The organism is Pseudoduganella sp. RAF19 (assembly GCF_052114165.1).
Classification (GTDB): domain Bacteria; phylum Pseudomonadota; class Gammaproteobacteria; order Burkholderiales; family Burkholderiaceae_D; genus Rugamonas.
The window spans coordinates 17,940-42,209 of the sequence record NZ_JBFREF010000016.1 but is presented as its reverse complement, the minus strand read 5'-3'; the positions used below and the strand labels follow the sequence as shown (position 1 = coordinate 42,209).

The following is a 24,270-nucleotide window of genomic DNA, read 5'->3' as shown; positions in this document are numbered from 1 at the left end:
AAGCGCTTGCGCTTCAGCGAGACGACGCCTAACAAGGCCAGGTCGGCGACGAGCACGCCTGATCCTTGCGAGCACACAAATCAAAGAAACCCTTATATCTTTTGGCTTTCTTTGAATTTAAGGCGGGATTCCAGTGACTACTCAAGTGAGCATATCTGACCAGATATTGGTGGCCCAGCTGTTGGCGTAGGTGGCTTCGAGTTCGGCCGGACCGGGGGAGAGTCCACCGCTGCCTGGGACGACCAGCAGCGTCTTTTTCTCCGCATTCCAGGCGTGCACGCTGGCGACGTGGATCACTTCCTTGTCGTTGATAAAGCTGTAGCAGGTGTTGGTCAGCATCGGGTTTTGCTCGGGCTGGCGGCCGCTCAGCAGGTCGACCACGGCGGCGGCGCAGACTTTGGCGTGCTGGTTGGCCATGTGGCCGGACTTGGGCATCAGCGGCGAGGTCTGAATGGCGTCGCCGATGATGTGGATGTTCTTCGCCTGCGTCGACTCGAAAGTCTGGAAGCCCACTTCGCACCAGCGTTTGTTTATGTTCGCCAGGCCGGCGTCGAAGGCGATGGCGCCGGCGCGCTGGGGTGGGATCACATTCAGCACGTCCGCATGTACTTTGTCGCCCAGTTCGGAGATGGCGGTGCTGCTGCCTGCGTCGATATCCACCGTGCGGAAGCTGGGGCGGTATTCGATGATGCCGCTGTAGCGCTCTTTCCAGATTTTCTTAAACAACGGGCCTTTGCTAGTCACGTCTTCATTCGCGTCCAGCAGCAGCACCTTGGATTTCGGCTTGTGCACGCTGAAGTAGTGGGCGATCTGGCAGGCGCGCTCGTATGGCCCGGGCGGGCAGCGGTAGGGCTGCGGCGGAATCGTCATGGCGTACACGCCGCCGTCGGGCATGGATTCGAGCTGCAGGCGCAGGGCCACCGTTTGTATGCCGGCCTTCCACGCATGCAGGATCTTGGTTTGCGCGCCGGGCGCTTTCATGCCAGGCAATTCGTCCCACAAGAATTCGACGCCGGGGCTGACGATCAGGCGGTCGTAGCTGAGCGTTTGGCCGCTTTGCAGCGTGACCGTGCGCTTTTCCGGATCGATATGGGTGGCCGTGTCACGCAGGAGCTTGATGCCGTGATGGCGGACAAGCGCGTCGTAGCTGGTGGTGAGGTCGGCGATCTGCTTGCTGCCGCCGAGGACCAGGTTTGAGAGCGGGCAGGAGATGAAGTTGGGGTTGGGTTCGACGATAGTGACATCAATGCTGCCCTCGCTCCACATGCGCACGTACTTCGCGGCGGTGGCGCCGCCGTAGCCGCCGCCGATGACGACAACTTGCGGTTTGCTCGATCCGGTAATGCTGGCGCAGCCGGTGGTGGCGGCCAGCGCTCCAGCGCCGGCGGCTTGCAGGAATTGGCGACGGTCCATGTTTGCGGGCTCCTTACGTTATTAGAACCAACGGCATAAAGCAGGTGGCAGCCACGATGTGGCTGCCACCAGGGTTACGTTCCTGGTTTTGCTTGCGCCGCAAAGTAAGCGGCAAGGACTGCGAGCTGCTCGTCGGTGTAGCCTTTGGCGATCTGGGTCATGATCGTGCTTTTCGTGGCGCCGGATTTGAAGTCCTTTAGCTTGGCCAGCAATGCGTCCTTAGGCTGTCCGGCCAATGGTGGCAGGGCGTTGCCTTTGGTGGCGCCGTTGGTGCCGTGGCAGCCGGTGCAGGTGGCTGCAAGACGTGCGCCGGGGTGGATAGCATCAGCGGCGCTGGCTGTCGCACAGCAGATTGTGAGCAGGATGGCGGCAAGGTGCTTCATCGTTGGCTCCTTCAGGGACGGACTCCAGGGGTTTCCAGTGGCATGCCTTTGGCCCTTAACGCGAGCCAGGCTTCAAGGTCGATCAGGTCTTGTGCGCCGAACGGCGGCACTTCGGCACGTACACCGTTCATGCAGTTGCGCAGGCGGCGTTGCAGGCTACCCATGCTTTGCCATTCGAGCCGGTAGATGGGGTAGGCGTTGGCGTGGGCTTGAGGAATTAACGCACCGGCGAGGCGCTTACCCGCGTTGTCGTCGTGGCATTGGGCGCAGGACAGGTTGATTTGCCCCATACGCGTGGTGAAGAGTTTTTGGCCGCGCGTTGCCGAGGCGCGGGTTTCTGCGTCGTCGGGCGGGTTCATGGGCATGCCGCGCGATTGCATGGCGATGTAGCTTTCCAACGCCAGCAGGTCTTCGGATTCGGCTTTGAATGGCGGGGCTTTCAGGGCGCCTTGCCGGCAGATGTTGATCTGGTCGGAAAGGGTGATGACTTTGCCCGCGCCTTTGCTGAAGCGGGGGAAGTGCGTGGCCACGTCGCGCATGCTGGCTTTGGCGTCGTTGTGGCAGGTGGCGCAGGATTTGTTCGTCGCCACAGCTGGCGTGCGCCAGAGGGCCTCGCCGGATGCGATCCAGAGCATGGCGGGGTTTTGCGAGTCGTCGCGCTGCATGGTTTGCGTAGCGGGGCTCATGTACTCCGCTCCGGAGTGGCGGCACGCTTCAACCACCGGCGTGGAGCTGGTGGCTGCCACATCGTGGCAGCCACCCGGGTTTGCCGTGGGGGTAACTCCCAGAACAGCCGCAGCAAGCACAATGACCAAACTCATGGCACCACCGCCAGTTTTGTGGACTCAGTCTGCGCGAAGCCATTATCCCCGGTCCAGGTGAATTCAAGGGTGCCTGTTTCGGTGGCGCGCGTGAAGAAGGCGATGTAGGGGTTGGCGGACATCGCGGGATGCAGTTCAGCCGAGAATACTTCCACGCCGCTGTATTTGCAGACGAAGTTGCGGATGATATCGCGCGGAAGAATTCCGCCTGCATTCCCGGCGCGGAAGCCCGTTTCCATCGGATGCGCGCTCAACGCGCGGATTTCGATGATCTCGCCAGGCTTTGCGGTCGCCGGCATGTGGATCAGCGCACGGGCCATTACATGCCCTCCCCTTCGACGCAGGCCGCAAGCGTGACGATAACGTCGACCGTTTGCTGCCACAGGCTGCCGTCATTGGTACGCGCGATGGCGGTCAGCTTTTGGGAAGTAGCGAGACGAATGCGCGTTGAGACTTCGGCTTTGCCTGTGCGCGGGCCGAGTTTGAATTTGACCACATCGGGCAGCGGATTCTTTTCATTGAACACAGCGATGTCGGTGACGTGGTCTTGCTCGGTCATGGGACTGTCCACGCGGATTGTGACCGGAACTGCATTGCCGTTGTCGATCAGTTTGGCGATTTCGAACGCGAGTTTTCCGGGCTGCGGTGATTTACCACCGGTGAATGCGGCAATGGCGCTGACCATCGCCTCGGGCGTGGCGGATGCTGGTTTGATCAGCACCAGCAGGGGCATGGCTAGCAGATGGCGGCGGCTGATCGTCATGGCTTGCTGCGCAACGTTTGCAAATAGGCGACGACGTCTTCGATCTGCTGCGCGGTCAGGATGGTCTTGCCGCGGTAGGCGGGCGCTACGCGCATCAGGCCTTCGGTGCGGTAGTAGGCGGGCATGATCGTGGACGGATTCAGCTGACTGCTGTCGGCGATGCGCTGACGTAGCTGGGCGGCGGTGTATCGGTCACCCACGCCACTCAGGTCGGGAGCAAGGTTGCCCTGGAATTGCTCTTCGGGGATGGGGGCGGTGTGACACAGCAGGCAGAGGCCGAGCTGGCGGCTGGCGACGATGGCGCGGCCGCGGATGGGGTCGCCCGGTGGCGGTGCTTCCTGGGCTTGGGCTGCGGCGGTGATGAGCAGGAGGGCTTGCAAAAACCCACGGCAGAGACCTGGTGGCAGCCACGATGTGGCTGCCACCTGATTTGCGCCGCGGGTTTTCATTTCAGGCCTTCAGGCTGTGGTTCTTCAGCGGGAGGTCGCGGATGCGCTTGCCCGTCGCGGCGAAGATGGCGTTCAGCACGGCCGGTGCCGCGACGGCAATCGTCGGTTCTCCAACGCCGCCCCAGAACCCTCCGCTTGGCATGACGATGGTTTCGACCTTGGGCATCTCGTCCATCTTCAGCACATTGTAGGTGTCGAAGTTGGTCTGTTCCATCTGGCCATCCTTCAGCGTGCATTCGCCGTACAGCGCTGCGGACAGGCCATACACGAACGAGCCCTCAACCTGCGCTTCGATCTGCTGCGGATTCACGGCATGGCCCGGATCGGTGGCGGCGACGATGCGGTGGATCTTCAGCTTGCCGTCTTTGGACACCGACACCTCCGCGCACGCAGCCACGTAACTGCCGAAGCCCATGCACTGCGCCAGTCCGCGATAGACGCCCTTCTTCAGCGGCTTGCTGTAGCCGGCCTTGTCGGCGACGGCATTCAGCACAGCCAGCGCCTTGGGATTGTCCTTCAACAGCTTGCGGCGCAGCGCCAGCGGGTCCTGCTTGGTGGCGTGGGCGATTTCGTCGATGAAGCTCTCGACATAGACTGTGTTCTGGTTCAGGTTCACGCCGCGCCAGAAGCCCGGGATCACCGGTGGATTGCGCATGGCGTGGTCGATCAGCAGATTCGGCACGCCGTAAGTGAACGATGCCTCCGGACCCGGGGGATTCAGGCCCTGGAACACCGCCGCATCCTTGCCATCCTTGACCGCCTGCGGGAACAGCGCCGCCAGAATCGACTGGCCGGAAATGCGCATGTGCAGCGACTTCAGCTCGCCCTTCTCGTCCAGGCCCGCAGTCATCTTGCATTGCGTGATCGGATGGTAGCGGCCGTGCAGCATGTCTTCTTCGCGGGTCCAGATCAATTTGATCGGCGTGCCCGGCATCTCTTTAGCGATCAGCACCGCCTGCTGCGCCCAGTCGTGCGTGGCGCCGCGGCGGCCGAAGCCACCGCCCAGGTGCAGCTTGTAGACTTCGCACTTGTTCTGCGGCAGACCGGCCGCTTCGGACACGGCGGCCAGCGCCGCTTCACCGTTCTGGGTTGGCGTCCACACTTCGCAGCGTTCCGGCGTCCATTTGGCGGTGGCGTTCATCACCTCCATGGTGGCGTGGTTCTGGTGCGGATAGCTGTAGACCGCTTCGATCTTGCGTGCGGCGCCAGCCAGGCCCGCCTTGATATCGCCGTTGCTGTTGCCCACCACGGCATCCGGCGCATCCAGGCCTTCCTTCAGCGTCTTGTTGACGTCGGCCTGGGAGATGCTGGCGTTAGCGCCCTTGTCCCATTCGATCGGCAGCGCATCCAATGCTGTGCGCGCACGCCACCAGGTATCGGCCACCACGGCCACGGCGCTGTCGCCGACTTGCAGCACTTTTTTCACGCCCGGTTTGCCCGCGATGGCCTTGGCGTCGAAGCTCTTCACCTTGCCGCCCAGGACCGGGCAATCCTTGATCGCAGCGTTCAACATATCCGGCAGCTTCAGGTCCATGCCGTACACCTGCTTGCCGGTGGTCTTGTCGACCGTATCCAGACGCGCCAGGCGCTTGCCAGCCAGCTTCCAGTCCTTTGGATCTTTCAGCTTGATGTCGGTGGGCGCCTGCAGCTTGCCTGCCGCGTCGGACACCGCACCATACGTCAGCTTGCGGCCGGACGGCTTGTGCGTGATCACGCTCTTCTCGGCGACGCATTCAGTGACCGGCACATTCCATTGATTGGCCGCAGCCTGCACCAGCATCATGCGCGCGGCAGCGCCGCCCTTGCGCACATATTCATGCGACTCGCGCACGCCGCGGCTGCCGCCGGTGGAGAAGCTGCCCCACACGCGGTTGCGCGCCAGCTGCTGGCCCGGCGTCGGATATTCGGTGGTGACCTTGGACCAGTCGGCATCCAGTTCTTCGGACACCAGCTGCGCCAGACCGGTCAGCGTGCCCTGTCCCATTTCGGAACGGGCGATGCGGATCACAATGGTGTCGTCAGGCTTCACGACCACCCAGGCGTTGATTTCCGGCGCGATGGTTTCCTGCGCCACGGCGTCAAACGGAATATGGAAACCGAACATCAGGCCCGCGGCAGCGCCGGCCGATTTGCCCAGGAAGCTGCGGCGTGATGGGGATGCGATCTCGCTCATGCCTTGCTCCCTTCGACAATGTTCAGGCCCGCGCTCTTCACATCGCCGCCTTTTGCGACCACGTGAATGGCCTTGCGCACGCGGTTGTAGGTGCCGCAGCGGCAGATATTGGTCATGGCCGCGTCGATATCGGCATCCGTCGGGTGTGGCTTTTGTTTCAGCAGCGCGCTGGCGGCCATGATCATGCCGGACTGGCAGAAGCCGCACTGCGGCACGTCCAGCGCAGCCCAGGCCTTCTGCACCGGATGCGAGCCGTCCTTGGACAAGCCTTCAATGGTCACGATCTTCGATTTTGCATCCACCGTGGAGACAGGACGCACGCAGCTGCGGGTCGGCTCGCCATCGATGTGCACCGTGCAGGCGCCGCATTGGGCGATGCCGCAGCCGTACTTGGTGCCGGTCAGTCCCAGCTGTTCCCGTAACACCCACAGGAGCGGCGTATCTTCCTCCGCCTCGAATTCGTGAACCTGTCCATTGACGTTCAATTTCATGCCTGCCTCCAGTGGTGGGAATTCATCGCGTCGAATATTACTCCCGTTTTTTGCTTCGCGTGTTCATTCAGGCAATTTTGATTTGTATCAATGATTTTGCTGCACCGCGTCAATAAACTGGCCTCGTTTATATGACGAGGAAATGACATGAAACGAGTAGTGATGACGATGATTCTGGCAGCGCTGTCCCTTAACGCAATGGCTGAAACGCCCTGGCTGCTCAGGGCGCGCGCGGTGTATCTCGATCCGGCGGACAAGTCCGATCCGGTGGGCGGAGTGGGCGCTTCCGACCGCATCAGTGTGAGTTCCAGGACGATACCCGAGGTGGACGTCTCCTATTTCTTCACGCCGAATATCGCGGTGGAGCTGGTGCTCACCTACCCGCAAAAGCACACCGTCTACCTGGACGGCAATGCGATCGGCACCTTCAAACACCTGCCGCCCACGTTGATGGCGCAATATCACTTCCTGCCGGATGGGCAGGTCAGCCCCTACCTCGGCGCAGGCGTGAACTGGACCACCTTCTCGAAGAATAAGATGATGAGCGGCGCCGCCAGCCTGGAACATGACAGCGTGGGCCTGGCCGTGCAGGCAGGCGCGGACGTGAAGCTGACCCGCAACTGGTCGCTGAACTTCGACGTGAAGAAGGTGCAGATCCGCAGCGACGTGCTGCTCAACGGCGCAAAAATCAGCAAGGCCAAGGTTGACCCTGTGCTAGTGGCCGTCGGCGTCGGCTACCGTTTCTAAGCGCTGGTGATCGCGTAGCGCAATTCCTGCGCCAGCGCGCGGCGGTGGGGGATGGTGGCGAAGGTGCCGATGTCCACGGCCACGCCACGCGATTCGAGGTGGATCAGTTCACCATACCGCTGCGGCATTTGCAGGCGCAGCCAGTGGCAGTCCAGTGTCACGCTGCGCAGGCGCCCCGCGCTGACCTGCTCCACCACCAGATGGCCGTTGGCGAGGACGATGTGTTCATAGTCAGTGGCATGCCGCGCGTAGTAAAGGAAGGCGGCGGCAACGGCCGTCATCTCCAGCACGGTGAAGATGAGGATGTGCCAGAACCCGACGATCAGGAATGCACCCGCCACGCTGAACGACAGCGCGCACATCACCACATAGGCGATACCCAGCTGCCCCGGCGTGAGCGAGCAATTCCGCCGCAGCAGCCACTCCCTTTCTTCCATTGGCAGGTCGCGTTTCACCTGGAATCTCCCGGCAATCCACACGACCCTATTCTATGACAGAAATGTCATGATCAAAGACACAAAGACGCGTTGTTTCTCTGCGACAAGCAGGCGGTTTTTCGGTAAAACCACCTCTTAATTGGCGAGAATAAGGGTTCCACAGAGGGGGACTCATGTCATTTGCCAATTTGAAAATCGGTGCCCGGCTTGGGCTGGGGTTTGCGGCGGTACTTGCGCTGCTGGTCATTATGCTGGCGATGGGGCTGGGCGGCATGTCGCGTATCGGCAGCCGCACGCAGGATATCGTTTCGGACAAAAACGTGAAAATGGCAGCCGCCAATGACATGGTGGACAACGTCCGCAATATCACGCTGGCCCTGACGACCATGATCGTCGTGCCAAGCACGCCGCAGGTCGAGGAGCAGCTGGCCAAAGTGGGTGACGCACGCAAGAAATACGGCAAGGCGAAGGAGGTCCTGGCCAGCAAGATCGCTACCGACAAGGAGAAGGAGCTGCTGGCGAACGTGGAAGCGGCGCTGAAGGAAGGCGCCGAAAAGAATAACCGCGTCATCCAGCTGCGCAAGGATGGCGAGATCCAGGACGCGACGGAGGCGCTGCTGAAAGACGCCGGTCCGGTCCAGGCCAAAGCCCTGGCCGCACTGGATGCGCTGATCGACTACGAAGCCAGGCAGGTTGAGAACTCGGGCAAGGAAGTGGATGCGGTCTATTCCAGTTCGCAAACCATGTTGATTACCCTGGGCACGCTGGCGGTACTGATCGGCGCCGCCGTCGCCTGGTTCATTACGCGCTCGATCACCGCGCCGATCAACGAAGCGGTCGAAGTTGCTGAAACGGTGGCTTCCGGCGACCTGTCCTCGCAAATCGATGCATCGCGCGGCGATGAAACAGGCCGCCTGCTGAAGGCGCTGAAGTCGATGAACGATGCGCTGCTGAACGTGGTTTCGCAAGTGCGTACCGGCACCGATGCCATCACCACCGCCTCGGGCGAAATCGCGGCGGGCAATCTCGACCTGTCTTCCCGCACCGAGCAGCAAGCCAGCTCGCTGGAGGAAACCGCGTCCTCGATGGAGGAGCTGACGTCCACCGTGAAGCAAAATGCGGATAACGCACGCCAGGCCAACACGCTGGCCGTCAGCGCATCCGAAGTGGCGAGCAAAGGCGGCGACATCGTGGCGCAAGTGGTGTCCACCATGGGCACGATCAACGATTCTTCGCGCAAGATCGTGGACATCATTTCCGTCATCGACGGCATCGCGTTCCAGACCAATATCCTGGCGCTGAACGCCGCCGTTGAAGCAGCGCGCGCCGGAGAGCAGGGCCGTGGTTTCGCCGTGGTGGCGACCGAGGTGCGCAATCTGGCGCAGCGTTCGGCGGCTGCCGCCAAGGAAATCAAGGAGCTGATCTCGGCCTCCGTGGCGAATGTGGAAGAAGGATCGCGCCTGGTGAACAACGCCGGCCAGACCATGGGCGATATCGTGGACAGCATTCAGCGCGTGACGGACATCATGGGCGAGATCACCTCCGCCTCGCAGGAACAGACCCTGGGTATCGAGCAGATCAACGCCGCCATCTCGCAGATGGACGAGGTGACGCAGCAGAATGCGGCTCTGGTTGAAGAGGCAGCCGCCGCCTCGCAGAGTATGCAGGAGCAGGCGGGCAATCTGGTCTCCGTGGTGAGCTTCTTCAAGACGGGCCACGGCGCCGCTGCGGCCGCAGTCCGCAAGCCAGCGCCGGTGCAGGTCTCCGTGCGTCCCGCTGCGGCGGCACATGCGGTGGTGGCCCGTCCGGCACCCGCAAAGCGCGCCGCGCCGGTACAGCAAGCCGAAGATAGCTGGGAAGAGTTTTAAGCCGCAACCGCCTCGCGCGGCAGGATCACCGTGAACACCGAGCCTTCACCCGGCTTGCTGCGCACGGACAGCGATCCGCCGTGCGCTTCCACCAGCTGGCGCGAGATGTAGAGACCAAGACCCAGGCCAGCTGGCGCCTCATTCGCCGCCGCGCGTTCGAAGGGCTCGAAAATGCGCGGCTGCATATCGTCCGGAATGCCGATGCCCTGGTCGGTCACATCGATGCATGCGGCCTTGCCGTCCGATGTCAGGCGAATCTCGATCGGTTTGCCGCCGCCATAACGCAGGGCATTGGTCAGCAGGTTCACGATCACCTGCTCGATGCGGAACTCGTCCCAACACCCCATCACAGGCGTAGGTGCATCAAGCACCAGCGGGCTGCCCACTTCCGCCGCGGCGCGTGACAGATCGCTGGCCACGCGCGCCAGCAGTGCCGCCAGATCCATATCACAAGGCCGGATCGACAGCATGCCGCTACGCATGCGCGACACATCCAGCATGTCCTCAATCAGGCGGATCATGGCGTGGATCTGGCGCTCGTCGCGTGCCACCATGCGCTCCAGCTGTTCGGGATCGCGCGCTTCCGGCTTGCCCGAAGCCAGCTGCATCTTGCGCATCTGCGTTTCGAGATACAGCGTATTCAATGGCGTGCGCAACTCGTGCGCCACCAGGGACATGAAGTCGTCGCGCGCCTTCAGCGCATGCTGCAGCTCCTCCTGCGTAGCGTGCAGCTGGCGCACGATGGCTACCTGTTCTTCGACGCGGCGCCGGACCTCCTGCTTCTGCTTGTGCAGGTCCACGAAAACATTGACCTTGCTCTTTACAGCATCCGGATCGAGAGGCTTGTGCAGGAAATCGACCGCGCCGGCTTCGTAGCCTTTGAAGGCATAATTCAGCTCCCGTCCCGCCGCGCTGACAAACACGATGGGAATGTGACGGGTCTTCTCCATGCCGCGCATCAGCTCCGCCAGTTCGAAGCCGTCCATATCCGGCATCTGCACATCGAGAATGGCCAATGCGAATTCATGTTCCAGCAGCAGGGCGAGCGCCTGCTCACCGGAAGTCGCCTGATGGATCACGCGATCGTCGGCACGAATCAATGCATGCAGTGCACGCAGATTCTCCGCCAGATCGTCCACCAGCAGCACATTGACAGGCTCATTCAACATTCTTCTTCTCCAGCATGAGCAACAGCCGCTGGATATCCTCCAGCGGCAGCACCAGGTCCGGCGTGCGGACACGTATCGCGTGCCGCGGCATTGCATCGACTTCCGCTTCCTGCGGGTCCTGCACCACGGTCAGCCCGCCCGCCTTGCCGATGGCTGCCAGGCCCGCAGCCCCGTCTTCATTGGCGCCTGTGAGCAGAATGCCCACCAGCGCCGGACCATAGGCATCCGCCGCCGTCTCCATAGTGACGTCGATGGATGGCCGGGCAAAGTGCACGGGCGCCTCGCAACTTAAGGCAAAACTGTCGGCATCTTCCAGCAAAAGATGATATCCGGCCGGCGCAAAGTAAAGAGTACCCGGAACCACCTCGTCCTTGTCGCCCGCTTCGCGTACCGGTACAGCCAGGCGCTGCTGAAACACTTCCGCCAGCTGACTTTGCCGGCCCGGCATCACGTGCAGTACGGCGATGATCGGCACCCTGTAGCCCTTAGGCAGGCCAGGCAGCATGTGCAGCAGCGCGCTCACGCCGCCGGCGGATGCGCCGATCACCACCGCCTCTACTTCGCGTCCCTTCAGTGCCTGCTCCAGTGAAGGCGGATGTTCCATCATAGCTTCCTGAACAGCCGTTCGCGCTTGACGATCGGCTCGAAGCGCCGCGCGTACGTCGAGAAATCGATGCTCTCCTTGCTGCCCAGGCCAAGAAAGCCGCGATGGCACAGCGATTCATGGAACAGCCCGAGCGCCCGCTCCTGCAGTGTCTTCTTAAAGTAGATCATCACATTGCGGCAGCTGATGAATTGCGTCTCCGCGAACACGGTGTCCGTCGCCAGGCTGTGGTCCGCAAAGGTCACGTTCTCGCACAGGCTGCGGTCGAACAGGGCAGCGTTGTAGGCCGCCGTGTAGTAATCCGAGAAAGCGCACTTGCCGCCCGCCGCCTGGTAGTTGGCGGTGTAGGACCGCATATTTTCGAGCGGGAACACGCCCTTCTTCGCTTTCTCCAGCGACTGCGGATTGATGTCGGTGGCGTAGATGATGCTGCGCTCCAGCAGTCCTTCTTCCTTGAGCAGAATCGCCAGGGAATGCACTTCCTCGCCGGTGCTGCATCCGGCCACCCAGATCTTCAGCGAGGGGTAGGTGCTCAGCACCGGAATCACATGCTCGCGCAGCGCCGCGTAGTAGGAAGGGTCGCGGAACATCTCCGTGACGGGAATGGTCAGGAATTGCAATAGCTGGCTGAAGGCTTCCGGCTCATGCACCACGCGCGACTGCAGCGCCGAGATCGTGGCGCAGCCCATCTCGCGCAAGGCGTGCGTCACGCGGCGCTTCTGCGATGCGTGGGTGTAATCGCGGAAGTCGTAGCTGTACTTCAGATAGATCGTTTCCATCAGCATTTTCAGCTCGATATCAACGTCGCTGTGGTGTTGCTTATGCATCGTCACACCCGATCCATGGCCGGCATCCAGACGCGCAGCAGCGAATACAGGCGCGACAGATCAATCGGCTTGGCCAGATAGTCGCTGGCGCCCGCGGCCAGGCATTGTTCCTGATCGTCCTTCATGGCCTTGGCCGTGATGACGATGACGGGCAGGCGCGCAAAGCGCTGGTCGGCGCGGATACGGCGCGTGGCTTCCAGGCCGTCCATGCCGGGCATCATGATGTCCATCAGGACCAGATCGATGTCAGGCACTTTGTCGAGCTTTTCCAGGGCTTCGAAGCCGTTGCGGCCAATTTCCACGATAGCCCCTTTCTGCTCCAGGGCGCTGGTGAGAGCGAAGATATTGCGCACGTCGTCATCTACCAGCAGGATGGTGCGGCCTTCGAATACGCGGTCGCGGCTGCGCACCGCCTTCAGCATGTTCTGGCGCTCGCTGGACAGTTCCGACTCGACCTTGTGCAGGAAGAGCGTGACCTCATCCAGCAGGCGTTCCGGTGAGCGTGCGCCCTTGATGATGATGGAGCGCGAATATTTCTGCAGGTCGGCTTCCTCGGCGCGCGTGAGGCTTCTTCCAGTGTAGACGATGACTGGCGGGAAGGACGCGATCTCTTCATGCGACATTCGCTCCAGCAGTTCGTTGCCCTGCATGTCGGGCAGTTTCAAATCCATCACCATGCAGTCGAAGATATGGCTGCGCAGGAGCTGCAGCGCTTCCTCGCCGGTGGCCACGGCCTTGATGTCGATGTCGTCGTCGGCAATCAGCTGGACCACGCTGTCGCGCTGCCGGTCGTCGTCTTCCACCAGCAGGATGTGCTTGATCTTTTGTGTGAACTTTTGCTCAAGCCTGTTGAAGACTTCCTTCAGTTCTTCACGCGAGGCGGGCTTTCTGGCGTAGCCGACCGCGCCGAGGTGCAGTGCCGCTTCGCCGTGGTCGGAGGCCGACACCACATGCACGGGGATGTGGCGGGTTTTCGGGTTGTCCTTCAGGAGCTGCAGCACGGACAGCCCGGAGCGGTCCGGCAACCTGATGTCCAGCAGGATGGCGGCGGGCTGCTGCTCTTCCGCCAACTGCAGGCCTTCCTCGGCGTTGAAGCCGACCAGACAGCGGTAGTTCTTCTCATGCGCGAGGTCGAACAGGATACGCGCAAAGTTGGGCTCGTCCTCGATGACCAGCACCATGCGGTCGGGCGGGGGTGGGATGGCGCGGTCGTCGTCGAAGGGGCGGACGAAGGCTTGCGAGCCGGGGCCGCCTGCGCCTGAAGAGGCGTCCAGCATGGAGCTGCCCGCGTGCATCGCGGCCGCGGACGAGCCGGTGGCGCGCGGCCGTGACCACCCGGCGCCATCTGACGCGCCAGCGAGGCCGGTTGGTGCTCCGGAGGTGGCCGGTACGCCGGCGGAACCCGATCGTGACACGGCGGCGCCTGGTGTCCCAGCGAAGCCGGTGCCTGGCGTGGAGGTGCCCGGCGCCCCGGCAAGGCTGGAGGGCCGCGTGGTTGTGCCCGCAGGACCAGCGAGGCTGGAGCGCGGCGTACTGGCGCCCGGCGCCCCGTCGGGGCCGAATTGCGATGCGGCGGCGGGCGCGGCGGATGTGGACGACAAAGCTGAGGCGCCGGACAGCGTCCCGGTCGCCGTAGCGGCCGAGGCGGACAGCCCGATCGCAGCACCCGGCGCGGCAGCCGGCGCCGGCGGCGCAGCCCACTGCACTGGCAGCGTCAGGGTGAACACACTGCCCTGCGCCACCGCGCTGGTGACATTGATCGCCCCGCCCAGCAGCGTGGCCAGATCGCGCGAGATGGACAGCCCCAGCCCCGTCCCGCCATAACGCCGGCTGGAAGTTCCATCGCCCTGCTGGAAGGCGCCAAAGATCGCTTCCTGCAGGTCCGGGCGAATGCCAATACCCGTATCCTGCACCACAAAGCTGAGCTGCCCGTTCGGCGCCGCGGACAGGCGCAGCATCACCTTGCCCTCGTCCGTGAACTTGAGCGCATTGGACAGCAGGTTTTTCAGCACCTGCTCCAGCCGCTGCGGATCGGTATAAATCGAATCCGGTACGCCCGGGTCCAGATCGATCACAAAATCCAGCCCCTTCTGCCGTGCCTGCGGCTCGAACAGCATGGTCAGGTTGTTCACCACCTGCTGCAGCGGCACGTCTTCCGGCATCAGTTCCAGCTTGCCCGCTTCGACCTTGGAGATGTCGAGAATATCGTTGATCAGATTGAGCAGGTCATTGCCCGATGCGTAGATGGTGCTGGCAAAGCGCACCTGCTCCTCATTCAGGTTACCCGGCTCGTTCTCGGCCAGCAGCTTGGCCAGAATCAGCGCGCTGTTGAGCGGTGTGCGCAGTTCGTGCGACATATTCGCCAGGAACTGCGACTTGTACTGGCTGGCACGCTCCAGATCCTCTGCCCGCTCCTCCAGCTGGGCGCGCGCATCGGCCAGCCAGGCATTGCGCTGGTCCAGCATCACGGCCTGTTCGGCCAGGCGCTCGTTGGTTTGTTCCAGTTCCGCCTTCTGATTTTCCAGATTGACTTGCGACTGCTCCAGCACGCGCGACTGCTCTTCCAGTTCTTCGTTCGCGGTGCGCAGCTCTTCCTGCTGCACCTGCAATTCCTCGTTCAGCTGCTGGGTTTCGGACAGCAACTCCGACATGCGCTGGCGCGCCTGCGTGGCGTCGATGGCGTTGCCGATATTGCTTGCCACCAGCCGCAAGTAATCCATTTCGCGGTCGCCGATGGCGCGCAGGAAGCCCAGTTCCACCACGCCGTTGACATGCCCATCGCTATCCACCGGCACCACCACCAGCTGCATCGGTGCGCCGTCGCCCAGTGCGGAACTGATCTTGATGTAGTTCTTCGGCAGGTCGGTCAAATGAATCAGCCGTTTCGTCACCACAGCCTGGCCGACGATGCCTTCTTCCGCACCGATCACCTGTCCGCGCTCTTCGTCCTCGCGGCTGAAGCCATAGGTCGCGGTGCGATGCAGGCTGCCGTCCATGTCGCGCACATACAGTGCGGCCACTGCCACGTCCAGATAACGCGCCAGGAAGCGCAGCAAGGTGCTGGACAACAGCGGCAGCGCCATCAGGCCGATACCCTGCTCGGCCAGCTGGCTCTGGCCGGAGCGCAGCCAGGCCTGGTGGGTCAGCTTGTCCGCATGCAGGTTCTGCTCATGCAGTGCCGTGCTGTAGACCGTGGACAAGCGCAGCAGGTCACGCCGGCCGAACCAGGCCAGCGAACCGCTGATGATCATGCTGAGAATGAGGAAGCCCGCCACCGTGAAATAGGTGACGTTGCGCGCCTCGCGGCTGCGGGCATCGCGCAGGCGGCGCTCGTAGATCAGGAAGTCGGCAAACTGCTTGCGCAACTCGTCGAAGTCGGCCTTGGTGCGGCCGGCCCGGATCATGCCCATGTAGTCGCCACCGTTGCGGCGCGCGTCCAGGATTTCCTGAGCGGTGTTGTCCCATTGCCGCTGCTGGACGCGCATGGTGCGCAGGCGCTGCACCTGTTCCGAATTATCGGCTACTTCCTCGCTCAGCGCGTCGATCGCCGTCTCGATTTTGGGGCGCGCCAGTTTGTACGAGGTCAGGAAGGTTTCATCGCCGGTCAGCGCAAAGCCGCGCATGCCGGATTCCATATCCACGGACAGCGTCCGCAGCTCATTGGCTTGCGCGATCACGCGCTCGCTGTGCTCGACCCAGGCCAGAGAGTTCAGCAGATAGGCGAAGATGGCAACGAACACGCCGGCCGTGACCACGCCGGCCGCCAGCGGCAGCGTAATGTTGCGGCTCAGGATGCGCCGGAAATTCTGGTCATCGATAGCGGTCGTACGGGGCATAAAATCTTGTCGAAGTTTTACTTGTATGCTTGAGTTTAGCCCAATCGAAATTGCACTGGCGCACTTTGCAATCGTGCGCAGGCGCACCGCAGGCCGCTATAATGGCTTGCAGAATTCATCTTTCCATTTGATTAAGACGCCCATGCGCCAGATCCTCTCTGCTCTGCCCTTGTTGCTGCTCGCAGGCTGCTACAACGACTCCGCGACCTTCTATGCGGACACCAGCCAGGAACACACGCTGACCGTGCGCCGCCAGCAGGATTACTTCTGGAGCGAGGACGCGCGCTACACGCTCATGGCCGCGCGTATGCCGGCCTGCCAGCGCCAGATTCCGCTGGCCGAGCTGCCGATCGAAGACACGGATTTCGAACTGTTTGCGAGCGAAGACAATCGCTGGAGCCTGCGTTCGGGTAAACAGGTGTGGCAGCTGGAGACGCAGACTTGTTCCCTGCTGGGTGAAGGCGGACAGCCGGAAGGACAAAAAATCGGCACCTATCACGCCAGCGCCGACAAGATGACTTACCAGGAGGAGCCGGGGACTGCCCCGGCGCCAGAGCAGCACTGATCGTAGGGCGGATCATTGATCCGCCGCCTACGCGGCCATAACCGCGCCACCTTAGTGCACGCAGCGGCGGATCAAACGATCCGCCCTACGCGGTGCGCACGGTCAAGGCGGTCGAGCGCGACGGGCGCAGGCGCGGCGCGTGAGCGCCCGGGGTGTCCGATCCGAGCCTGAAGCGGCTCACCAGCTGCGCCAGATGCGCCGCCTGCTCCTGCATCGCACCCGCCGCTGCGGCAGCTTCCTCCACCAGCGCGGCATTCTGCTGCGTGACCGAATCCATTTCCGTAATCGCCTGATTGACGTGGCTGATGCCCGTGGTCTGCTCGCTGGACGCCGCCGTGATATCGCCCATGATGGTCGTCACGCGCGACACGCTGGCCACCACCTGCTCCATGGTCGTCCCGGCTTGCGCCACCAGGGCGCTGCCCGCCTCGATGCTACCGACCGAATCGTCAATCAGCGCCTTGATCTCTTTCGCGGCGGCGGCGCTGCGATGCGCCAGATTGCGCACCTCGTTCGCCACCACCGCAAAGCCGCGTCCCTGTTCGCCAGCGCGCGCCGCTTCCACTGCCGCGTTCAAAGCGAGGATGTTGGTCTGGAAGGCAATGCCGTCGATCACGGAGATGATATCCACAATGCGCGTCGCCGATGCATTGATGGTTTCCATCGTGCTCACCACTTCGGACACCACCTCGCCGCCCTTCTGTGCCACTTCGGAGGCCGTCTTGGCCAGTTGATTGGCCTGATGCGCATTGGTTTCGTTCTGGCTGACGGTGGAAGTCAGCTCCTCCATCGACGCAGCCGTCTCTTCCAGCGAACTGGCTTGCGACTCGGTGCGCGCCGACAGATCCATATTCCCGCTGGCGATTTCGCCAGAAGCGGTGGCGATGGTGTCCGCGCTGCGGCGGATTTCGCCGATGGTGTTGGCAAGGCTGGACTGCATGGTTTTCATGGCGAACAGCACGCTGCTGTCGTCACCGGAGCGCGTATCGACGCTGCCGCTCAAATCGCCGGACGCAATGCGCGCCGCCACCTGCTCCGCGTATTCCGGTTCGCCGCCAATCGTGCGCTGCAGGCTGCCGTTGATCACGCTGGAGATCGCAGCCAGCACCGCGATCACAATCGCCAGCACCACGCCCGATTCCAGAAGCTGGTTGCGGAAGGCGGTGTCGATGTCATCCATGTAGACGCCGGTGACCATGTCCCAGTCCCACGGTTTATAGCTGGTGACGCGGCTGACTTTCGAGACCGGCTCGGTTTCGCCGGGCCGCGCCCAGTAGTAGCTGACGAAACCTGCGCCTTCGGTGCTGGAGCCGATGCGGACGATGTCCTTGTAAAGGTAATTCCCTTTCGGGTCCTTAAACTCCAGCATATTTTTGCCATCATTTTCCGGCTTGGTCGGGTTCATGACCGCGATGCCGTCGCCGGAAACAATGCTGATATAGCCATCTTTCGCGTAGCGCATGTTCTTGACGGCGGCTTTGGCGGCTGTCTGCGCGGCTTCCTTGGTCACTGTGCCCGCAGCGACACGGTCGCCGTACATCTTGACCACATTGAGCGCCGCATCGTCCACATTGGAGAGGTCGGCCAGCCGCTCATCGATACGCAGCTGGCGCATCTTCACCGCGTCGTAGATGAAGATGGCAGCGATGCAGAGCAGGCTGCACAAGAGCGGAATCCACAGCTTCTGCCGGAAGGACAGCTGGTTCATGGTCGTCTCCTCGTTTTTGAGAAGAGCATACCCGCCTATCAGCAGAAGCTGGAAAAAATCGCGCCAAGTGTTGCGTCGCTGCTTAATCGATATCGACGACCAGCTTGCCGCGCGCACTGCCGTCCTGCAGGGCTACGTGAGCCTCGTTGGCTTGCGCCAGCGTGAAGCGGCGCGGGTCGAGGCTGATCTTCACCTTGCCCTCATCCACCAGGCGTGCCGCTTCGCGCATGATGGCGCCATGCTGGGCGCGGCCTTTGGCCGAGAGGAGCGGCAGCAAAGTGAATACGCCGGAGTAGGTCGCGGCACGGAAGGACAGCGGCGCCAGCGCATGCGTGCCCCAGCCCAGCGCACTGACCACATGGCCGTGGTACAGGCGGGCGGCACGGAAGGATGCGTCCAGTGTGGAGCCGCCAACGGTGTCGAACACGATGTCGAAGCCTTCGCCGCCGGTGTGCTGTGCCACATAGTCGTCTACGGTTTCCGCGGTGTAGTCGATAAAGGTGGCGCCGTAGCCCTCAATCACGGCGCGGCTTTGCGGCGAGCCGGTGGCCCAGACTTCGGCGCCGAAGGCACGGGCGATCTGCACAGCCATGTGTCCCACGCCACCCGCGCCGCCATGCACCAGCACTTTCTTGCCTGCGCTGACACGGGCGCGGTCCACCAGACCCTCCCATGCGGTGATGAACACCAGCGGCATGGCGGCCGCCTCGCGCATGCCGGCATTGCGTGGCTTATGGGCCAACAGGGCCGCATCGGCCGCCTGGTATTGGGCCAGCGAGCCCTGGTTGCCGCCTACACCGCCCGTCATGCCGAAGACTTCATCGCCGGGCTTAAAGCCGGTGACGCCCTCGCCCACCGCTTCCACCACACCGGCCATATCGATACCGAGAATGGTATTCAAGGGCATTTGCGCGTGGGCGGCTTTGCCCGCGGCGATTTTGCCGTCCAGCGGATTCAGGCCGCTGGCGTGGACGCGGACCAGCACCTGGCCAGCGGCGGGTGCGGGACGCTCTACTTCGCTCAGAGTCAGTGGCTGGCTGTGGGCGGTGAGGATCATTGCTTTCATGGTAAGGCTCCGGTGATTTGTCGATGGAGCCAGTGTAGGCAGGACCTGCCGCGGAAAAAACCGGGCTGGAATGCAAACAGTATCCAGAAAACGTGGATAATCCCCCGCATGGACAGACTCGATGCAATGCGCGTGTTCTGCGCGGTGGTGGAAGCGGGCGGTTTCAGCCGGGCGGCTGAGCGGCTTGGCATGTCCACGTCCTCGGTGACTGCGCAGGTGGCGGGGCTGGAGACACACTTTCGCGTCAAGCTGCTGCATAGGACTACGCGCAGCATGTCGCTCACCGGCGAGGGCCGTGCGTGCTATGAACAGGCTTTGCGCCTGCTGGCCGATATGTTCGAGCTCGAATCGAGCATGCACGATGCGGCTGACACGCCCAGCGGCACGCTGCGCGTCGACATGCCGGGGCTGATCTCGCGCCTGTACGTCGCGCCGGCCCTGCCGCGCTTTCTGACGCAGTATCCGCAGATTATGCTGCGCGCCACGGCCAGCGACCGCATGGTCGATATGGTGGAGGAAGGCGTCGATGTGCTGATCCGCATTGGCGAGGTGGCCGATGCGAACCTGGTGGCGCGCCCCTTGATGCAGACGCGCTTTGTCTGCTGTGCTTCACCGGATTTCGTACGCGAGCATGGCGCGCCTGCTTCACCCGCCGAACTGGCGGACTTCGCCTGCCTCGGCTTCGTACTGCCCAAGTCACGGCGCCTGCGTCCCTGGGTATTCTCCGGCGCGGAAGCCTTTACGCCGCAAGGCCGCGTAGCCTTCGACCATGTGGACTCGCTGCTGGAGCTGTGCAAAGCAGGCGGCGGCATCGCGCAATTCATGTCGCTGTCGGTCGCCGAGGCTTTGCGCAGCGGTGAGCTGGTGCCGCTGCTGGAAGAATGGCAGGCGGACGGTCCCGTCGTCCACGCCCTATACCAGCAGCGCCAGCAACGCGCCGCGAAAGTCCGGGCTTTCGTGGACTTCGCGGCCTCGCTGTTTGCTTAACGCTTTTCGCTATCGAGCACGGACATCTGGTGCTCGTTGTAGCGCGTGCCTGCCACGGCATGCGCGGGCATCGCCAGTCCCAGCGCATTCAGATCGGCGCGCGTCAGATTGACGGTGGTTGAACCCAGCGCTTCCTGCAGACGCTCGCGGGTACGCGCGCCGACCAGCGGTACGATGTCCTGCCCCTGCGCTGCGACCCACGCAATCGCCACTTGCGCCACACTCACGCCCAGGTCGTTTGCGATTTCGCGCAGCCGCTCCACCAGGGCCAGATTGCGGTCCAGGTTCTCACCCTGGAAGCGCGGGCTGGCCAGGCCGCGGAAATCCTGCTCGCCTTCGCGCTGCTTGCTCCAGTGGCCGCTGATCAGGCCACGCGACAGCACGCCATAAGCCGTGATGCCGATGCCCAGTTCACGCGCGGTTTGCAGCACGCCGTTCTCGATGCTGCGCGAGATCAGCGAATACTCGATTTGCAGATCGCTGATCGGATGCACCTTGTGCGCGCGGCGCAGCGTGTCGGCGCCGACTTCGGACAGCCCGATGTGCTTCACGTGCCCCTTCTTCACCAGATCAGCAATGGCGCCGACGGTATCCTCGATTGGCACGTTCGGGTCGAGACGCGCAGGACGATAGATGTCGATGTAATCCACACCAAGACGCTGCAGCGAGTAGGCAGCGAAGTTCTGCACGGCTTGCGGACGAGCGTCATAACCAACCCAGTTGCGGTCCGGGTCGCGCAGCGCGCCGAATTTCACGCTGATCTGCGCCTGCTCGCGGCGGCGGCCTTTCAGCGCTTCACCCAGCAGCATTTCATTGTGGCCCATGCCGTAGAAGTCGCCGGTGTCGAGCAGGGTAGCGCCGGCGTCCAGCGCGGCGTGGATCGTGGCGATGCTTTCGGCGCGGTCGGCGGGGCCGTAGAAATCGGACATACCCATCAGGCCGAGGCCCAGTTGAGCGACTTCAGGACCGGTTTTGCCAAGTTTGCGGGTTTGCATTTGTGATCTCCAGGGGGGGGTTTCGATGGAGGTCATTGTGCTATTATCGATTGAGGTAATAAATACCGATATTCCTACATCTTTATTCGGCGCAATATAACAATGGACCAGATCCGCGCCATGCAGATTTTCCAGGCCGTGGCCGATGCACGCAGCTTCACGCAAGCGGCCGAACAGCTCGATCTGCCGCGTCCCTCCGTCACGAATGCCGTGCAGGCCATCGAACAGCAGCTCGGCGTGCGCCTGCTTCAGCGCACCACGCGCAAGGTGAGCCTGACCGTGGAAGGCATGCTGTATCTGGACCGCTGCCGCGCGCTGCTGAATGATCTGGAAGACATCAATTCGCTTTTTCTTGAGGCGGGACGCAAGCCGTCCGGCACGATCCGCGTTGACTTGCCGGAGCGGACGGCGCACCTGAGCGTAATTCCGGCGCTGCCGGAGTTCTTCCGCCAATACCCCGAGATCAACGTGCGGCTTGGGTCGAATGACCGCATATCGGACATTGTCGGCGAAGGTATCGACTGCGCCGTGCGCGGCGGCACACTGCGCGATTCCACGCTCATCGCGCGGCCACTGGGCCTGATGGAGCAGGTCAATATCGCTTCTCCCGCCTATCTCGCCGAGCACGGACGCCCGCAAACGCTGGACGATCTGCACTCGCACCATGCGGTCAGTTTCTTTTCGTCGCTGACCGGGCGCGATATGCCTTGGGAGTATGTGGACGAACAAGGCGTCGAACAGACGATGACCATGCGCAGCCGCGTTTCCGTCGGCAGCAGCGAGGCTTACGTGGCCGCCTGCCGCGCGGGCTTAGGCCTGATCCAGATCCCGCGCCGCGGCATCGAGCCCTTGCTCGCATCCGGCGAACTGGAGGAAGTCATGCCCGCCTTCCGCCCGTCGCCCATGCCCCTCTCCATCGTCTACTCCCACACCCGCCAGCTCTCGCCGCGTGTACGTGTGTTCGTCGACTGGCTGGCGGCTCTGCTGACGGCCGGTTAAGAAGCGGCCAGCTGCGCGCGCAGGGCTTCGGTGGCGGGACCGCGTGGGTTCAGCGCGTTGAGCTTGGCGAGGAGCCTGGTCGCTTGCGTCAGATTACGCTGGGCGAAGGCGTCTGCGCCGGCGGCGCGGAAGTCTTCGGCGAGGGCGGTGGAGGCGGATTCGATGCGTGCGGCCTCGCTTGGCGCCGTGTCGATCAGGGTGCTCAGATAAGTCACGGCCCACTGGATGCGGGTCGAAGGGCCAACCGACAGGCGCCAGGCCTGTTCGTAAGAGGCCAGCATGCCGGCCGCGTCGCCACGGCGCTTGGCGCTGGAGGCCAGCGAGAGCATGAAGTAGTACGGCGAGTGCGAGCGCGGTGCTTCCGCTTGCAGCAGGGCTTCGGCATCGGCGAACAGGCCGGCGTCGTTCAGGGCGCTGACGGCGGTATTCACCAAAGTGTGACGGCCGTAGCGGTCATCGACTTCAGCCAGCGACGCATCAACCCGCGAGCGCACCAGCGCTGGCAAGCCTTCTGCGGCATAGCCCATGCGGCCCATGCGCATTTGCAGGCGTACGGCAGCCAGGCGGTCCGGCACGCCGAGCCACATATCGTCAGCCCACACTTGAGCGGCTTGCGCCAGCGCGGTCGCCAATTCGGCGTGCTGCGACGTGGCGGCGCGCACCAGCTGGTGGCCGCTATTGGTGAAGATGTCCATGTTCGCACGCGCCAGCGCGGCATCGCAGAATACACGCAGCAGGAATTCGGTGGCGGAAGCATCGGGCACGCGGCCGGCTTGCGCCACTAGCGCGTGCAGGCGCAGGCGGTCGGACGCATTCGAAATTTGCTGTGCAGCGGCAGGCGCTTCGCCCGTTACGGCGGCGGAAGCCAGCTGCGACAGGGTAGTCAGCGTGACGCCAAGATCGCGCGCGCCGAGCAGCACGCCTTCGTCGGTGTCCCAGGAATAGTTGGACAGAAGAGTCCATTCGGCGGGCGACAGCACGCGCGTGCCATCCAGCGCGGCGGACAGCGACTCGGCAGCGGTAAAAGCGGCAAAGCGCGCCGCCATCAGGGCTTCGGTGAATTGCTCGCCATCGAGTTCACAAGGCAGGCGTGTGATCTCGGCGCCGTCCGGACGATACAGGACCAGGGTCGGGTAGCTGCGCAGCTTCAGGCGCGCGGCCAGTTGCTGCGCGCCGGGTGCGTCACCGTCGATCTGCACGCAGACCAGGCTGCGCGTGGCGCCGACGAATTCATCACGCGCAAAGATCTCGGACTTCACGCGATTGCACGGCGGGCACCAGACAGCGCCCCAGTACAGGAACACAGGACGGCCGGCAGACTGGGCCAGCGCTTGCGCGGCTTCGATGCCGCCTTCAACCCACTCGATCGCGCCCGCCATCGCTTAATCCCGCGCCATGGCCAGGAACTCGGTGCGCATCGCCAGGTTCGGCTGCAATTCGCCCAGCATGGCAGAGGTCACCGTTTCTTCGCCCGGCGTCCGGATGCCGCGGCTTTCCATGCACAGGTGGCGGCACTTGACGATCACGCCCACCGCTTTCGGGTCCAGTACCTGCATCAGCGCTTCGGCGATCTGCATGGTCATACGTTCCTGCACCTGCAGGCGGCGCGCGAAGCAGTCCACCAGGCGGGTCAGCTTGGACAGGCCAACGATCTTGCCGTTCGGGACGTAGCCCACGGTGGCCTTGCCGAAGAACGGCGCCAGGTGATGTTCGCAGTGCGAGTACACCGGGATGTTCTTCACCAGGATCAGCTCGTTGTACTGCTCGGCGCCATCCTCGAATGCCTTCAGCAGGTCCACCGGATTCTGCTCGTAGCCGGCGGTCCACTGCTTCCAGGCCTTGGCCACGCGGTGCGGCGTTTCGTGCAGGCCTGGACGGTCGGGGTCCTCGCCAATGCTTGCCAGGAAGCGGCGCCAGTCTTGTTCGGTGAATTCTGCGTTGTTGGACATGATGAGAGCTAGCTGAAAAA

At 63.0% G+C, this 24,270-nt stretch carries 23 protein-coding genes; 5 read left to right on the top strand and 18 right to left on the bottom strand.

The window, feature by feature from the left end; genetic code table 11:
• Positions 1-141: 141 nt before the first annotated feature.
• The 8 genes from AB4Z19_RS29500 to AB4Z19_RS29465 all read right to left on the bottom strand — a co-directional run bounded on the left by AB4Z19_RS29500 (position 142) and on the right by AB4Z19_RS29465 (position 6,493).
• On the bottom strand, positions 142-1,413 hold the full coding sequence (locus AB4Z19_RS29500; RefSeq protein ID WP_442037022.1) for an FCSD flavin-binding domain-containing protein: 1,272 nt from the start codon (positions 1,411-1,413) through the stop codon (positions 142-144).
• A gap of 74 nt (positions 1,414-1,487) precedes the next feature.
• Positions 1,488-1,796, bottom strand: a complete 309-nt coding sequence (locus tag AB4Z19_RS29495; RefSeq protein ID WP_442028991.1) for a c-type cytochrome — start codon at positions 1,794-1,796, stop codon at positions 1,488-1,490.
• Positions 1,797-1,807: 11 nt separating this feature from the next.
• On the bottom strand, positions 1,808-2,617 hold the full coding sequence (soxA, locus tag AB4Z19_RS29490) for a sulfur oxidation c-type cytochrome SoxA (protein WP_442028990.1): 810 nt from the start codon (positions 2,615-2,617) through the stop codon (positions 1,808-1,810).
• Positions 2,614-2,937, bottom strand: coding sequence for a thiosulfate oxidation carrier complex protein SoxZ (soxZ, locus tag AB4Z19_RS29485; RefSeq protein WP_442028989.1), 324 nt, complete (start codon positions 2,935-2,937; stop codon positions 2,614-2,616). The genes soxA and soxZ overlap by 4 nt, the downstream gene beginning before the upstream one ends.
• Positions 2,937-3,380, bottom strand: coding sequence for a SoxY-related AACIE arm protein (locus tag AB4Z19_RS29480; protein ID WP_442028988.1), 444 nt, complete (start codon positions 3,378-3,380; stop codon positions 2,937-2,939). The genes soxZ and AB4Z19_RS29480 overlap by 1 nt, the downstream gene beginning before the upstream one ends.
• Complete coding sequence (soxX, locus tag AB4Z19_RS29475; protein ID WP_442028987.1) at positions 3,377-3,760, bottom strand: sulfur oxidation c-type cytochrome SoxX; 384 nt, start codon at positions 3,758-3,760, stop codon at positions 3,377-3,379. Before soxX ends, AB4Z19_RS29480 begins: the two co-directional genes overlap by 4 nt.
• Before the next feature lie 70 nt (positions 3,761-3,830).
• Positions 3,831-6,002 (bottom strand): molybdopterin cofactor-binding domain-containing protein, encoded by a 2,172-nt coding sequence (locus AB4Z19_RS29470; RefSeq protein ID WP_442037020.1) that lies wholly within the window; start codon positions 6,000-6,002, stop codon positions 3,831-3,833.
• Complete coding sequence (locus AB4Z19_RS29465) at positions 5,999-6,493, bottom strand: (2Fe-2S)-binding protein (protein ID WP_442037018.1); 495 nt, start codon at positions 6,491-6,493, stop codon at positions 5,999-6,001. The genes AB4Z19_RS29470 and AB4Z19_RS29465 overlap by 4 nt, the downstream gene beginning before the upstream one ends.
• A 147-nt stretch (positions 6,494-6,640) precedes the next feature.
• On the opposite strand from AB4Z19_RS29465, the gene AB4Z19_RS29460 reads away from it, so the two are divergent.
• Positions 6,641-7,240 (top strand): OmpW/AlkL family protein, encoded by a 600-nt coding sequence (locus AB4Z19_RS29460; protein ID WP_442026627.1) that lies wholly within the window; start codon positions 6,641-6,643, stop codon positions 7,238-7,240.
• On the opposite strand, the gene AB4Z19_RS29455 is transcribed toward AB4Z19_RS29460, so the two are convergent.
• Positions 7,237-7,695 carry a DUF2244 domain-containing protein gene (locus AB4Z19_RS29455; protein ID WP_442026628.1) on the bottom strand — a complete coding sequence of 153 codons (459 nt, stop codon included), beginning with the start codon at positions 7,693-7,695 and terminating at the stop codon, positions 7,237-7,239. The two genes, AB4Z19_RS29460 and AB4Z19_RS29455, sit on opposite strands and share 4 nt — an antisense overlap.
• Before the next feature lie 155 nt (positions 7,696-7,850).
• Here AB4Z19_RS29455 and AB4Z19_RS29450 point away from each other — a divergent pair, with 155 nt between their 5' ends.
• Positions 7,851-9,545 carry a methyl-accepting chemotaxis protein gene (locus AB4Z19_RS29450; RefSeq protein ID WP_442026630.1) on the top strand — a complete coding sequence of 565 codons (1,695 nt, stop codon included), beginning with the start codon at positions 7,851-7,853 and terminating at the stop codon, positions 9,543-9,545.
• Here the strand turns inward: AB4Z19_RS29450 and AB4Z19_RS29445 are convergent.
• From AB4Z19_RS29445 to AB4Z19_RS29430, 4 genes are read right to left on the bottom strand one after another with little or no spacing between them, the layout of a single operon-like run.
• Complete coding sequence (locus AB4Z19_RS29445; RefSeq protein WP_442026631.1) at positions 9,542-10,714, bottom strand: hybrid sensor histidine kinase/response regulator; 1,173 nt, start codon at positions 10,712-10,714, stop codon at positions 9,542-9,544. The genes AB4Z19_RS29450 and AB4Z19_RS29445 overlap by 4 nt on opposite strands.
• Positions 10,704-11,318: a chemotaxis protein CheB gene (locus AB4Z19_RS29440; protein ID WP_442037050.1), complete on the bottom strand. Its 615-nt coding sequence runs from the start codon at positions 11,316-11,318 to the stop codon at positions 10,704-10,706. Before AB4Z19_RS29440 ends, AB4Z19_RS29445 begins: the two co-directional genes overlap by 11 nt.
• Positions 11,318-12,145, bottom strand: a complete 828-nt coding sequence (locus AB4Z19_RS29435; RefSeq protein ID WP_442026632.1) for a CheR family methyltransferase — start codon at positions 12,143-12,145, stop codon at positions 11,318-11,320. The genes AB4Z19_RS29440 and AB4Z19_RS29435 overlap by 1 nt, the downstream gene beginning before the upstream one ends.
• A gap of 2 nt (positions 12,146-12,147) precedes the next feature.
• Entirely contained in the window at positions 12,148-15,981 is a 3,834-nt protein-coding gene (locus tag AB4Z19_RS29430; protein ID WP_442037016.1) for a response regulator, read from the bottom strand.
• A 142-nt stretch (positions 15,982-16,123) separates the two neighbouring features.
• On the opposite strand from AB4Z19_RS29430, the gene AB4Z19_RS29425 reads away from it, so the two are divergent.
• Positions 16,124-16,546 carry a hypothetical protein gene (locus AB4Z19_RS29425; RefSeq protein ID WP_442027674.1) on the top strand — a complete coding sequence of 141 codons (423 nt, stop codon included), beginning with the start codon at positions 16,124-16,126 and terminating at the stop codon, positions 16,544-16,546.
• An 85-nt stretch (positions 16,547-16,631) separates the two neighbouring features.
• Here AB4Z19_RS29425 and AB4Z19_RS29420 read toward each other — a convergent pair whose 3' ends face one another.
• Together AB4Z19_RS29420 and AB4Z19_RS29415 are read right to left on the bottom strand one after the other, a co-directional pair.
• Positions 16,632-18,254, bottom strand: coding sequence for a methyl-accepting chemotaxis protein (locus AB4Z19_RS29420; protein ID WP_442037014.1), 1,623 nt, complete (start codon positions 18,252-18,254; stop codon positions 16,632-16,634).
• An 82-nt stretch (positions 18,255-18,336) separates the two neighbouring features.
• A complete protein-coding gene (locus AB4Z19_RS29415) occupies positions 18,337-19,320 on the bottom strand; it encodes a zinc-dependent alcohol dehydrogenase family protein (protein ID WP_442023303.1) in 984 nt (327 codons plus the stop codon).
• A 108-nt stretch (positions 19,321-19,428) separates the two neighbouring features.
• Between AB4Z19_RS29415 and AB4Z19_RS29410 the strand changes: the two genes are divergently transcribed.
• Positions 19,429-20,307, top strand: coding sequence for a LysR family transcriptional regulator (locus AB4Z19_RS29410; protein ID WP_442023301.1), 879 nt, complete (start codon positions 19,429-19,431; stop codon positions 20,305-20,307).
• Here the strand turns inward: AB4Z19_RS29410 and AB4Z19_RS29405 are convergent.
• On the bottom strand, positions 20,304-21,302 hold the full coding sequence (locus AB4Z19_RS29405; protein WP_442023300.1) for an aldo/keto reductase: 999 nt from the start codon (positions 21,300-21,302) through the stop codon (positions 20,304-20,306). The genes AB4Z19_RS29410 and AB4Z19_RS29405 overlap by 4 nt on opposite strands.
• 102 nt (positions 21,303-21,404) lie before the next feature.
• Between AB4Z19_RS29405 and AB4Z19_RS29400 the strand changes: the two genes are divergently transcribed.
• Entirely contained in the window at positions 21,405-22,301 is an 897-nt protein-coding gene (locus tag AB4Z19_RS29400; protein ID WP_442023298.1) for a LysR family transcriptional regulator, read from the top strand.
• On the opposite strand, the gene AB4Z19_RS29395 is transcribed toward AB4Z19_RS29400, so the two are convergent.
• Both AB4Z19_RS29395 and folE read right to left on the bottom strand, forming a co-directional pair.
• Positions 22,298-23,680, bottom strand: coding sequence for a thioredoxin family protein (locus AB4Z19_RS29395; protein ID WP_442023296.1), 1,383 nt, complete (start codon positions 23,678-23,680; stop codon positions 22,298-22,300). The two genes, AB4Z19_RS29400 and AB4Z19_RS29395, sit on opposite strands and share 4 nt — an antisense overlap.
• Before the next feature lie 3 nt (positions 23,681-23,683).
• Positions 23,684-24,250, bottom strand: coding sequence for a GTP cyclohydrolase I FolE (gene folE, locus AB4Z19_RS29390; RefSeq protein ID WP_442037012.1), 567 nt, complete (start codon positions 24,248-24,250; stop codon positions 23,684-23,686).
• Positions 24,251-24,270: the final 20 nt, after the last annotated feature.